Genomic DNA, 13,390 nt, shown 5'->3' on the forward strand with positions numbered 1-13,390 from the left:
GTACGATGGCGCAACTTAAATGATATTATGGACTTACTTCGCAAACACGTAAAACGTGAAAAATTCGTGTGAATTCACGTTTGTCAGGTCGGCAACTAGCTTGAGAAACAGGTATCAGGAAATTATACTGCCACGTTTCCAATAGACTCATAAGAATCGAATGAAGTTTTGTCGGTTCGATCATCGATAGGGGTTTCTATATTTAAACCGGTTTGAGAATCGCTCTAAAATTTGTGCGTTCTGCAACAGACAGGCCTCTGCCCTCGGTTTTCCTGACTTAACCCTTCCCTGACATGTAGCGAGATAATACTGGCATGCGATTTTCGCTCGTCGATCAAATATTAACACTGGAGAAAGGCAAGTCGATTACGGCTGTCAAAAATCTTTCTCTGGCAGAAGAATACCTGCAGGACCATTTTCCCGGTTTCGCCGTGATGCCGGGAGTGATGATGGTCGAGTCGATCGTCCAGGCAGGTGCCTGGCTGATGCGTTACACAAACGATTTTGAATATAGCACGATCCTGCTGAAACAAACGAAAGCCATCCGTTTTAACAGCTTTGTTACCCCGGGCAAGCAGTTGAAAGTCTCTTTGAGCATACAAAAGTGGGAAGAGAATCTGTGTACCTTAAAAGCGACCAGCGAAGTCGAAGGGGAAACCGCCGTCAGTGGTCGTATTGTTCTGGAGCAGTTTAATCTGCGGGACAAAACCCCTTCGATGGCAGAGAATGATGCAGATCGTGTCAAAGATCTACAGACACAGTTTGGCCAGCTTTGGAACCCCAACCGGCAAACCGCATCCTGAAATCGGTTTTGTCTGTATGGCCTGTTTCTGTCAAAGTAAACTTGAGATATTTAAATAACTAGATTTAGTTAGATTGGAAAACGGAATGAAACTGGAAGGAAGAGTAGCGTTGGTAACCGGAGGCAGTCGCGGTATCGGAAAAGCCGTCGTAGAAGCCCTGGCCCGTGAAGGGGCAAAGGTTGCCTTTGTGTACCGTTCCAGTGCGGAAGCTGCCGAACAAATTGTGAAAGAACTTGCTGACCAAAACTGTGAAGCACTGGCGATTCAAGCCGACGTTGCCAATAAAGCAGAGGCAGACGCGGTCGTAGAACAAGTCATTGAGAAATGGGAAAAGATCGACATTCTGATCAACAATGCCGGCATCATCCGGGATGGACTTCTGGCAACAATGTCGTCAGAAGACTGGCAAGCTGTCATTGATACAAACCTGACCAGTGTTTTCAATTTCTGTCAGGCCGTCACTCGCCCCATGATGTCAAAGCGATACGGACGCATTATTAACATGTCCAGTGTAGCCGCACATTTTGGTAACTCAGGACAATCCAACTATGCTGCCAGTAAAGGGGGAATCATCGGATTTACCCGCTGCCTGGCGACCGAAGTTGCCAAACGGGGAATTACGGTCAACGCAGTCGCTCCCGGTTTTATTGAAACAGACATGACCGTCGATGTGCGAAACGCAGCCGGCGATCAAATCAAAAAACATATTCCCACCCGTCGCCTGGGTCTTCCGGAAGACATTGCCAACGCGGTTCTGTTTTTCGCTTGTGAAGATGCATCTTACGTTACCGGCCAGACACTGGCCGTTGACGGCGGATTAACGTTGGGTGGAATTTAATTTACGCCATTCCGATACGGCTCGTCGCTGTGTTCGGAAGAACTATTTTGTGTTATCAATATTTATTCGGATTGGGTCAATTCAACATATTGGTAACGAGAACTGTCGAAACTATTCTTCTCGCCGAGTAGTTTTTTAAATCAGGCTGGGTCGGCGAGACTAATCGGCCATCAGGTCGAACCAAGGAGTATTTACAGATGCCAACTAGAGATGAAATCTTCGATTCCGTTCGTGAAACACTGGTGGACGCTCTCGGACTGGATGACGACGAAGTAGTGCCTGAAGCCACCCTGATGGGTGACCTCGGAGCTGAGTCAATTGACTTTCTTGATATCGCCTTCCGTCTGGAAAAAGCGTTCGATATCAAAATCCCACGTGGCGAACTGTTCCCCGAAAATATCGCTTCTTCCGATTCCGGCTTTGTCAAAGACGGTGAATTCACAGAAGCCGGTATTGCAGAACTCCGCACAAAGATGCCTCACGCGGACATCGATTCCTTTGCCGACGATCCTAAAGTCGAAAAAATGCAGGATCTGTTTACTGTCGACATGCTGGTCAACTTCCTTGATGCACGCCTTTCTTAATCAGGAACTGTTGTAAATCAAGAGGACAATCAGATGCTGGCACAGCTCACAATTGTGGGCTGTGCACCTTTTATTCGAATGGCTCTGATACCAGCGGCAATCAGTTCACTGATCTGCCAGCCTTACCTGTGCCCCAAGCTACCAAACTTAAAGGTTCATCAAAATGCGATGGTTCTGGATAGATCGCTTTATTGAATTTGAAAGTGGTTCTTATGCTAAGAGTGTCAAAAACGTCACACTGGCGGAAGAACATTTGCATGATCACTTTCCCGGCTTCCCAGTCATGCCCGGCTCTCTGATGATTGAAGGTCTGGCACAAACCGGAGGCATTCTGCTAGGCGAAATCAACGATTTTGAACACATCGTGATTCTGGCTAAAGTACCCAAAATGACCTTTCACAGCTGGGCCTGTCCGGGAGACCAGCTGATTTATACGGCGAAAATTACAAACGCCGGTGAAGAAGGAGGGGCGGTTGACGTCACCGCGATGGTCGGAGACCGTCTAGTGGCAGAAGGCAGCATCATTTTTGTTCACCTCGACCAGAGTGATTCCGAATTTGGCGCCATCGACCAGAAAAATTTCGTATTTTCGATGAATCTACTGGGGATTCTCGATGTCGGAAAAGCGGGAACGGGTGAAGAACAGACGTAAGTCCGCTATTTTTGGAAGCTTGCTATGGAGGCCTTGATTCCAAATGGACTACAATCATAATTCAATGATACAAGAACCGGATTGATTATCTGGCAGCAAATCACAGTCGGCTGGGTCAGACGATACTGTGATTGGCCTGCTGTAACAAAGTTCAATTTTAAAACAAGAATTCGAAGCTATGAACCGCCGCGTTGTGATCACAGGAATTGGCGCTATCACCCCCTTGGGAAAAACCGTGGAAGATACTTGGAAAGCACTCCAGGAATCCAAATGCGGAATCTCCAACATTACTCACTTTGATGCCTCGAATTTCCCAACACGCTTTGCAGCCGAAGTCCATGACTTCCATCTGGAAGACTATGTCGACAACCTGGACCGCTTTGAGTATTCCGGCCGTAATATTCGCTATGCCATTGGTGCCGCGACACAGGCCGTCAAAGATTCCGGTATTCTGGATGATGATTTTGACCCTGCTACATTCGGTGTCTACCTGGGAGCCGGTGAAGGACAGCAGGATTTTTATAAGTTCATGAAAATCATCGCACAGGCACAGAACGATGGCGAAGTCGATTTGGAAAAATTCACCAAGGTCGGATTGGAACAGCTTAATCCCCTGTTCGAACTGGAGCAGGAACCCAATATGCCAGCCGGTCATCTGGCCAGTCTGTTCAATGCCCAGGGACCAAACCTGAACTGCCTGACTGCCTGTGCCGCTTCCAGCCAGGCGATTGGCGAAGCATCAGAACTGATCCGTCGGGGCGATGTCGATATCATGCTCTCTGGTGGTGCCCACAGTATGATTCACCCGTTTGGTGTGACCGGCTTCAGCCTGCTGACCGCACTTTCCACTAACAACGAAAACCCTGCGCAGGCATCCCGCCCCTTCGACCGAAACCGTGATGGTTTCGTGCTGGGTGAAGGAGCCGGCATGATGATTCTGGAAGATCTGGAACGGGCTCAAAAACGGGGCGCCCGCATTTATGGAGAACTCGTTGGCTACGGTTCCAGTGCAGATGCCTACCGCGTGACCGACATCCATCCCGAAGGGCGTGGTGCGATCAAGTGTATTAAGATGGCCATGAGTCACGCGAACGTCAATCCGGAAGACATCCATTACATCAATGCACATGGAACAAGTACGGCGGTCAACGATAAGGTTGAGACCAGAGCGATTAAAGGCGCACTGGGAGATATGGCTTATAAAGTTCCGGTATCCAGTATCAAAAGTATGATGGGGCACTTGATTGCTGCAGCAGGTAGCGTGGAAGCCATCACCTGCCTGATGGCCATTCGTGATAATGTTGTGCCTCCCACCATTAACTATGAAACTCCCGATCCGGAATGTGACCTGGACTACATTCCCAACGAAGCACGCCAGAAGAATGTCACCACAACACTGTCCAACAGTTTTGGGTTTGGCGGTCAGAATATTTCACTGATTTTCTCGGAATTCAAAGACTAAAACTGTTTTCCGTTTCCAGATCAATGTGAAAACAGCTAAGACGCTCAAGCGGAAATAGTTGCACTGCGATGAAATGATCACTGGTCAATCTCGTTCGGTAGAATTAAGACCTTGATCAATTTGAGTCATAAAGAGTATACATCGCCTAATGACAAACGGAGCTTGTCGAGGGTCAGGCAAGCGATATCACCTCCATGGAGACGGCAGTGAGTTGGTTGTTCTGGTGCACTCTGATTGTGATCGCTGTAGAGCTGGTCATTCAATACTGCATCATGCGCGCTGCCTATCCCGTGCTATTTGCTCCCATGCCAGACCGATTTAATCTGGCAGGTACTCTCACGACCCTACCAGAAAATGATGAAACAATCGAGGTCAAGTCCGTTTCATTCCCGACTTCGAACGGGCTGATATTACGCGGTTTCCTTGCCACGCCGGAAGGCCGCGACCCTCATCGTCTGGTCCTGTTTTGCCATCCATTTAAATCAACGGGAAAGATCGCGTTGTTTCAATGTCGGGGTTTACTTGATGCCGGATTCGCTGTGTTTTCGTTCGATTTTCGTAATCACGGCGAAAGCGATACCGACCCCCGTTACCATTCCATTCACTGGCTCTCAAACCATGAAATCAGTGATGTTGAAGCAGCCCTTCAATTTATCAGACAGCAGCCGGAATTAAGTCAATTGCCACTTGGTTTACTGGGAATGAGCCGCGGCGCGGGAGCGGCATTGGCGGTTGCATCACAGACACCTGAAATTCAGTTCGTGGCCTGTGAAGGCGCATTTCTGAATGAAGAACTATTTTTGGACCATGCCATTCGCTGGGGAGAACGATTCCTGCCGCGATTGTTTATTCAATTAGTCCCCACAGCAGAGGTTATCCGGGCATTCCGGATTATGATCTGGTATTCGCAGCGACGACAGGGGTGCCGATATCTCAATCTGAAGTCGTATCTCAGCTCCCTGAAAAAACGAGAACTGTTGTTTCTGGTCGGTGAAAAAGACCAGAGTGTGATCCCGCGTATGTCAGAGCTGATTGTTCAAAAAATTCGCCACTCAAAAACCAAAGTCTGTCTGCTGCCGAACGCCATTCATAATGCAGGCCGATTTACGCAGCCCAAACAATTTGATGCGAGTCTGGTCGATTTCTTTTTGCAAATGCCTTTGAAGTTGTCTGAGCAGCAGGAAACGCCAACTCAGATCAAACTGTCCAGTCAAGCAGAGGCAGAGTTTGCTTCCGGAAATATTTCACATCCTGACCCTGCTTCCCCATTCAGAAAACGTTCCGCATAAGCTCCCCATTACTGCCTATTTGACAGCGAATGGGCGTTTTTTGTTAAGCAAATCAGCAGTTTTACAGGATGATGTTCAAGATTACGTTTCTTTAAGCAGCTTCTTAACAACAACTTACGGTCATGCAATCATTTCTATTTGATAATGGTATCTGATTTGCTATTAATTCCAGTAGCCCCAATGTGTTTTGCATCAGAGGAATTATGGGGGCAGGATTTACATAGATCCCCGCTGATGCGGCTGACTTCCGGATTATTTGGTGAGATGTATCATGGTCAATGCCAGATCGCAGGCTCCTTATCAATTATTGATTGCAGATGATGACTCCGGATTCCGTGATGTTCTCAAAGAGCTTCTCGCTCCCTACTTCAGACTGTTTGAAGCGGAATCGGGAGAAGAAGCGGTTGAGCTCGTCGAGCAAATCCATGTGGATATCGTATTGCTCGACATGCATATGGACGTTTTAACAGGGCTCGAAGCGGTCCGCATCATGAAGCAGACCAATGAGATTCTACCCTGTATTCTGATTACCGCAGACGCGACTGAAGAATTACGTCAGGATGCCAGTGCTGCCCGAGCATATGAGGTTCTGGCTAAACCAGTCAAAAGACAGGAGTTAGTCTCGACTGTTTCGCATGCCCTGGTAGACACGTATCACGATCCGGATGTGCCTTCCTGGTTAGGAAACTAGTCGAAATTTCTTGGACACGCCGTTTCTCTCGTCGAAGCCTCTATAGAGATGAGAAGCCGAGTAGCATTCCTGGGTTGGTCCGCTGCTTTTTCTATAGAATCGGCTTCTCATAAATTGCAGAGTGAAGTACACTTCCACTCGCAATTAATTTCGTAAAAGCATAACTGCCACCTGCATCCCGTGTCGCTTTGTAGAAAAGAAACGGGCAGGTTGTGCGGCGGAAAGGAGTCTGCCATGCCATTCGTACCAACCAGGTTTATTCACGCCAGCAATCTGCGCCTTGATCATCAACCTCAGGGGGTTGGCGCGGTTTCTAAAGAATCGCAGATCAGCCTCGAAGATTGCACGTTGTTGACGTTCCAGGAAATCGTCAAAGCCTGCCTGGAACATGAAATTGACTTTCTGCTGCTGACGGGCAACACCTTTATCAATGAAGACCACAGTATCCGAGCTCGCATTGCACTACTGGACGGGTTTCAGCAACTGGCATCAGAAAATATCCAAGTCTTCGTCATTCCAGGAAAGCACGATCCATTAAGTGCCTGGGATTTACATTCCAACTGGCCGGCCAATGTCACTTTTCTCTCTCCTCAGGATCACGACACGCTCGATATTCTGCGCAACGAAGAAACCATCGCGACACTTCAGGTACTGGGGGCAGCAAATTACAAAAAACAACAGCCTTTAAAATTAAAGCAACGCAATCAGTTGTTCAATCAACGCGATCAACGTGCCCTCTCCATCGGATTGATTTCGGCGAATTTACCAGTGCAGACTGCTGACCAATACGGAGATTCAAATCAGTCGATTGCTCTCGAATTGACCAGTGAGTTCCAGGCTGCCAACTGGCAATCGGATGAGTCGAACGAAGTCACCGTCGACTATCTAGCACTCTGTAAGGGGACGCAGCGACATACCTTTGAAATGCACCCTGGTCTGGCCCATCACCCGGGAACCTCTCAGGGACTCAACTATGACGAACACAAACAGACCGGCGTTACTCTGGTGACAGTCGAACCACAGGCCCAGCTGGATCTCAGACTGCTCAAAGTTGCCGCCGTTCGCTGGCTGATGATTGAGCTCGATCTGGAACCGGAAACAACTCCCCAACAGCTTAAGCAACTAATGAAAGAAGCGCTGCTGTCACGGAAAGCAGCCAGACACGAAACGTTATGGATGGTTCGTTGGCTCATCAAAGGCTCCGGCGAATTGTTTGATTCACTGGATAGCTTCAAACGTCAGAGTAGCTGGAGTAGCGAACTGGCACTGGAAATCAAAGATCGTCTGCCAGTTATGCTGGAGCAGGCGTTTTATCTTCAATACCGCGACGCGTATTCCAATCGAAGTGCCTCCGATCTGATGCATCGTTTTCAACAGCAAATTGAAGCATTCAAACGGGAGACCGAATCCCCTCTTAAACACCTGGTCACGCACACGACTCAGCTGGATCAGACCTGGCATGAACGCCTGGGCTCACTCACAGAACAGATGAATGAGCAAACCATCTTCAATTCAGCCATCCGCAATGGACAGACCTGGCTCAACATTACGTCGGATGAGGAAGTACATTCATGAAAATAACCAGAATCCATGTCGACCAATTTGGAAACTGGCACGATTTAAACCTTGCTCCCCTGAACGCGGGGATCAACGTATTTTACGGACCGAATGAAACCGGAAAATCGACGTTGATGCGTATGATCCGCGGCATCCTGTATGGTTTCCAGACAGAAGAAATCCGCGAACATTCTCGAGTATCGAATGAGGTTCCCTGGTCTGCTTTGCTGGATATAAAACATAAAGGGCAACGCTACGAGATCCGCCGCCAGACCAGTGCCAAAGGCAGAGGCCAGTTTTCATTTCAGGCCGAATCCGGAAACAGTTTAAACCAGAATCTGCTCACTTCGCTGCATGCCGGGGTGAAGGAAAATGTTTACGAAAATGTCTTTGCAATCGGTTTGAATGAATTGCAGGAATTGGGAACTTTGCACGGCGATCAGGTTGCCGAACATATTTACGGCCTCTCTCTAGGCCCGGAAGGCCAGGCGATTCTTGATGCTTCCAGCCGATTAGATCAGTCTAGACAGGCGCTATTGAGTGGCGACTTCAAAAATGGGAAACTGGTTGACCTGCACCAGCAACTTGATGGGCTGAATTCCCAACTCGCCGACCTGGAGCTACAGGCACAGCGGTTCTTCAATTTATCCAGTGAATTACAGAACCTGCGGGCAGAATCCGACAGCCTCAAAAAACGGAAAACCGGTCTGCAATACCAGATCCGGGGACATCGTTTTCTGGACCGCGTATGGAAACCCTGGCAGGAAGTGCAAGACTTACATCAGAAGTTAAAACAACTACCCGTCGTTCATAATTTCCCGGAAGGCGGAGTTGCTCAACTAGATGAATATGACCGCGAACTTAAACAGGCGGAGGCAAAACTACTTGAGTTGAAAGCGGAAATCAAACGGCTCCAGAGCGAGATCGAACAATATGAATTGGATAACGAGTTGCTCAACTTTGCGCCGAATATCCAGAGTCTGGCCGATCAGAAAACCTGGATGGCTGATCTGGAACAACAGCATCAGACAGGCGAAGCACAACTCAGTGATCTGGGACAGGCACTGAAAAAACATCTGAAACAGAATCAGTCACTCAGCGATATTGCACACATCAAAACAACCCCCGACAATAATCAACGCTTGATTAGCGCCGCTCGTGCGTATCGGCTGTCGGCTGGAAAACGGAAAAATGCCCATCAGCGGTACAAAAAAGTGTCCCGTCGGTACCAGCAGACATTAGCCAAACTACAGGAGCAATCGAGCCGACTGATCGACGGGCATTCTGTAGAAGAAGAATTACAACGCGCTCGAGAACGGATGAAACACCTGGAACGCTTGAGCCAACTACGGTTCCGGGAATCCGAACTCATAATTCGTCAGGAAGCGGTTAAAGAACAGTTGGCGGGAATGCAAAGTCATGCACGCATTCCCAGCTGGGCCAAGAAAACATTGTTTGGATTTGCATTGGCAGGCATGTTATTAATTGTGGCTGGTTTGTGGCGCGGCGTTTCGGATGCGGCTCTGATTGGTCTGATCTTCTGTCTCTCAGGCACATTTTTGGGCGGAACGACCTGGGCGTTGAAGAAACATTTTGAAGTGGACCTCGATGATCAGACGGAAACATTGCAGGATGAAATCTGGGCGCTCGACGTGCATCTCCGCGAAACGCGGCAGGAAATTGATCGTATTCTGGAAGACGAATACTTCTCGCTCAAGCTGATTAAAGAAGGGCACTCTCTGTCCAGTCACAAGCACCATTCACAAGTTCCCTCGCTGAAATTCAATGACGAAAATATTTTGCGAACGGAATTACTCCACGAGCTTGCTTTGAAAATCGCAGAGCTGGAACAGTTAAAAGTTGCTCAGGAACGGTCGCAGAAAACCCGTCAGCTTTTGGTCAAACTGCGGAATCGATCACAGGAGATCCAACGAGAGTTTAGTGGCAAACGACATGAATGGTGTGAATGTCTCAAGCAGCTGGGCTTAACCGAAACCTTGAAAATCGATGAAGCCTTTCAGATGTGGCATCAGGTTTCCAATGCCAATCTGTACGCTGATCAGCTCCATCAGGAACAGCGACGGCTCAAACCCATTAGCGATCTGGTCAGCATGTTTTACAGTCGTGTCCGGGATCTGGGATTGCGGATGAATCGCGATCAGCATGATTTTGACAAACCCTTTGAAGTCATTTCAGAGTGGGAACGCGAGCTAGATACACTTTCCGATCAACGGAAAGAACGGGCACGCCTGCATAAAGAAGAGAAGCGATTACATCAGGAGTCCGACGCGCTGCAGCTAAAAATTCAGGAACTCAAACACAATCGCTCGGGATTATTAATTCAGGGCGGCGCAGCAAACCGGGAAGAGTTCCTGCAACGCGCCGCTTCTCAACACGAGCGCATTCAACTCGAGAAGCAGTTGGCGGGCGCACAATCCGAGCTGGAAAAAATCAGCCGCTCCGAACAGGAAATGGCAATTGTCGAAGATGATTTACTGAATTTTGATCCAGACGAAAATGCCGAGCATCTGGACATGCTGAATCTGGAACTGGAAGACATCGAGCAGGACCTGGTAACAACCGCAGAAAACATGGGGCGCTTAAAACAGGACTATCAAAACGCCAAAACGGATCGTAGCTCAGCCGAGTTGCGATTAAAACGGGAACAGGTCCTTGAGCAAATCAGACAGGCCAGCGAAGACTGGTTTACAGCGGAACTGTCGACGGTAGGTCTCAACCAGCTACGCTCAGAATATGAACGCACCTCGCAACCGGAAACCCTGGCGATCGCTTCTGACTATCTGCGTCAGTTAACCAATGGGAAATACACAAACATCTGGACTCCGCTGGGAGAACACTATCCTAAAATTGATGACAATCAAGGGCACACATTAACGGTAACCGAATTAAGTAGCGGCACACGCGAGCAACTCTTTTTGGCGATCCGACTGGCGATGGTCGAACGCTTTCGAAATCAAGGCGTCGAACTACCGATCATTCTGGATGATGTGCTCGTGAATTTCGATCAGGAACGCACGAAAGCCGCCATCGAAACCTTAAACGCAGTCGCAGCGAAAGGGCAGCAAATTCTATTCTTCACCTGTCATCTGCACCTGACGCGTCTGTTTGAAGAACATGGCAGTTCGCCTGTCTGGCTTCCTGAAACACGCTCACAGCGGCCCGCTGCATCAAATTCATTTACTCAAGCTGCCAGGGTTTCGAGTAATCATTCAAATATGCAACTGGCTTCTGATTCTGTTGTGGACAATCTGCCGAAGTCGGAAAAACCTGAATACCAACTGGACTGGTCTTCCCCCATTCAAAATCTGCAGACCTTGAATGATTCTCAGGTTCAGTCGCTACATCAAGTTGGTATTTTCACGATTGATGATTTTCTCTCTCGCAGTGCAGATCAGATTGCCGAGGAACTGCAACAGGAAGATCTCACAGCCGGTTTGATATTCGAATTACAGTGTCAGGCACGACTGGCTTCCTGCATCCGCGGCCTTTCCCCGGCGGAAGCAACGCAATTGGTTTCGTGTGGCATTACAGAAGTCGACGAAGTTGCCACGATGCCAGTTAAGGAACTCTGGTCCTTTGTCGAACCCTGTCAGAATTCATCGCAAGACCAGTTCGATCCTCCGATTACACAGCAGCGAGTGAAGCAATGGGGCCACTGGGCTCGTCAGGCGCGAACTTACAGGGCTGTGCAGGAAGAAAAGACACACGGAAACCGCGAGTATCGGCGTGACAATTCGCACGCTGATTCAGACAACGCCAGCCCGACGATTCCCCCTTTCTATTTGAGTCGCTCAATGCCGGTGGAAGAAGCCCCGTCGATTGGCCCTAAAACGGCACATCGTCTGGAAAAAACGGGCATTTTCACCGTGAATGATCTGTTGGAGTGCAATCCTGAATTTATCGCGAAGAAGTTAAAAGTGCGGCATATTAAAGAGCAGACAATTCGTTTGTGGAAAAAACAAACCAAGCTGGTTTGCTGTATCCCCGGTCTGCGAGGCCATGACGCGCAGATCCTGGTAGCCTGTGGCTTACTTGAGCCTGAAGCGATTGCCCGAATTTCGCCTCAAAAACTATTTGAAAAAGTAAAGTCGTTTGTCAAAACAAACCAGGGGCAACAGATCATCCGTAATGGAAAAGAGCCGGACTTCGAGGAAGTTTCAGACTGGATCAGCTGGTCTCAACAAGCCAGAAAGCTGCGTGCTGCCTGATAGGGGGGGGAAGCTTACGTTTCATTTTCAGATGAAATCAGCGTTCGCCTTAGCAGATTGAGCGCTGCTTTTGTGACACGGCTTTTGGCGATCGCCCGATTGACCGTTAACCCGATGGCTTCAACCAGTTCAACTCCCTCAGCAACTAAAGCGACAAACGCCTGCGGGGCATCGTTGTGTTCCTGCCAGGACTGATTTACATCGAGAATGATCGACAAGGCAAAATCGCTGGTATAACTTTCGCGTGTTGCTCTTGCCAGGGAGACGGCATCAGCAGCATCCAGAGTATTTTGCTCAATGCCGGTCTGCTGAGACTTCTGCTTAAGAATACACTGGGTGGTCGCGATGGTACCGCCGGCATAATACTCTGCAGAACCGGCGACGTCAGAGAAGCGATAAGAGAGTAAACCGCCGGTTCCACACTCACAAGTCGCCAGCGTCTGTTGTTTCTGGCTGAGTAGCGCTGCGACAATGTGCTCCAGCTCTTCATCTTCATAGCCAAAGATATAGTCACCGATTCGTTCATGGATCAGTTCATACGTCTCTGATATTTTCTGCTCACATGCTTCGACCGACTCGCCCATCGCTTTGATTCGCAATGTGATTGTCGCTTCATGCGCAGTGATACCGACTTCCGGATCTCGTCCCCGGCTCGTAATGTCGCCCAGTAGTTCTTCCGTTTTTGATTCACCCACACCAAAACAGTTGATGCGGGCAAAACGAATGATGTTCGTTCCCTGAGAGATCCGGGGCAAAATCGATTGAAAGAACATCGGCTTCATTTCCGATGGAACACCGGGCATGGCGGCGATACAGCAGTCCGGTTGTGAATCTGCGCGTGGTACCTGCATCCAGATGCCCGGCGCCGTCCCATGCTGGTTCTCGATCGCTTCGGCTCCCTCGGGAAACATCGCTTGAATCCGATTTCGTGCGGGCATTTCACGGGACCGTTTTTGAAACATGCTTTCGATGGTACGTAGCGATTCCTGATCCAGTACCAGATCCCCACCCGTCAATTCTGCCATTGCCTGACGGGTCAGGTCGTCCAGTGTCGGCCCTAGCCCCCCTGTGATTAGAACCAGGTCTGAGCGTTGTGATGACAAACGCAGCTGATCCACGATTTCATCAATATTATCGGCGATCGTCGTATGAAAGTGCGTCGAGACACCAATCGCAGCCAGTTCCGTGCTGAGCCATTGACTGTTCGTGTCGAGTTTTTCACCATTGGTCAATTCACTGCCAAGGGCGATGATTTCCGCTTGCATTCGTTCATCCAATATTGAGT

Annotated in this window: 10 protein-coding genes; 9 read left to right on the forward strand and 1 reads right to left on the reverse strand. The window is 48.9% G+C overall.

The features are described 5' to 3' along the window. Positions 1–314 precede the first annotated feature (314 nt). From Enr17x_RS26565 to Enr17x_RS26605, 9 genes are all read left to right on the forward strand, one after another. Positions 315–803: a 3-hydroxyacyl-ACP dehydratase FabZ family protein gene (locus tag Enr17x_RS26565; protein ID WP_145313040.1), complete on the forward strand. Its 489-nt coding sequence runs from the start codon at positions 315–317 to the stop codon at positions 801–803. Between the two features lie 85 nt (positions 804–888). After that, positions 889–1,641 (forward strand): 3-oxoacyl-[acyl-carrier-protein] reductase, encoded by a 753-nt coding sequence (fabG, locus tag Enr17x_RS26570; RefSeq protein ID WP_145313042.1) that lies wholly within the window; start codon positions 889–891, stop codon positions 1,639–1,641. Between the two features lie 197 nt (positions 1,642–1,838). Next, entirely contained in the window at positions 1,839–2,225 is a 387-nt protein-coding gene (locus Enr17x_RS26575; protein ID WP_145313044.1) for an acyl carrier protein, read from the forward strand. Positions 2,226–2,388: 163 nt separating this feature from the next. Beyond that, on the forward strand, positions 2,389–2,877 hold the full coding sequence (locus tag Enr17x_RS26580; protein ID WP_145313046.1) for a 3-hydroxyacyl-ACP dehydratase FabZ family protein: 489 nt from the start codon (positions 2,389–2,391) through the stop codon (positions 2,875–2,877). A 178-nt stretch (positions 2,878–3,055) separates the two neighbouring features. After that, positions 3,056–4,339 carry a beta-ketoacyl-ACP synthase II gene (gene fabF, locus Enr17x_RS26585; RefSeq protein WP_145313048.1) on the forward strand — a complete coding sequence of 428 codons (1,284 nt, stop codon included), beginning with the start codon at positions 3,056–3,058 and terminating at the stop codon, positions 4,337–4,339. A 206-nt stretch (positions 4,340–4,545) separates the two neighbouring features. Then, positions 4,546–5,628 (forward strand): alpha/beta hydrolase, encoded by a 1,083-nt coding sequence (locus tag Enr17x_RS26590; RefSeq protein ID WP_198000824.1) that lies wholly within the window; start codon positions 4,546–4,548, stop codon positions 5,626–5,628. A 271-nt stretch (positions 5,629–5,899) separates the two neighbouring features. Next, a complete protein-coding gene (locus tag Enr17x_RS26595; RefSeq protein WP_145313052.1) occupies positions 5,900–6,319 on the forward strand; it encodes a response regulator in 420 nt (139 codons plus the stop codon). Positions 6,320–6,553: 234 nt separating this feature from the next. Continuing rightward, positions 6,554–7,894: a metallophosphoesterase family protein gene (locus Enr17x_RS26600; RefSeq protein ID WP_145313054.1), complete on the forward strand. Its 1,341-nt coding sequence runs from the start codon at positions 6,554–6,556 to the stop codon at positions 7,892–7,894. Beyond that, positions 7,891–12,105 carry a DUF4332 domain-containing protein gene (locus Enr17x_RS26605; protein ID WP_145313056.1) on the forward strand — a complete coding sequence of 1,405 codons (4,215 nt, stop codon included), beginning with the start codon at positions 7,891–7,893 and terminating at the stop codon, positions 12,103–12,105. The genes Enr17x_RS26600 and Enr17x_RS26605 overlap by 4 nt, the downstream gene beginning before the upstream one ends. A 14-nt stretch (positions 12,106–12,119) precedes the next feature. Here Enr17x_RS26605 and Enr17x_RS26610 read toward each other — a convergent pair whose 3' ends face one another. Next, the gene (locus Enr17x_RS26610) at positions 12,120–13,370 is read right to left on the reverse strand and encodes a CinA family nicotinamide mononucleotide deamidase-related protein (protein WP_145313058.1); all 1,251 of its coding nucleotides are present in this window, start codon (positions 13,368–13,370) and stop codon (positions 12,120–12,122) included. Positions 13,371–13,390: the final 20 nt, after the last annotated feature.

The sequence above is a fragment of the Gimesia fumaroli genome, assembly GCF_007754425.1.
GTDB classification, from domain to species: Bacteria; Planctomycetota; Planctomycetia; order Planctomycetales; family Planctomycetaceae; genus Gimesia; species Gimesia fumaroli.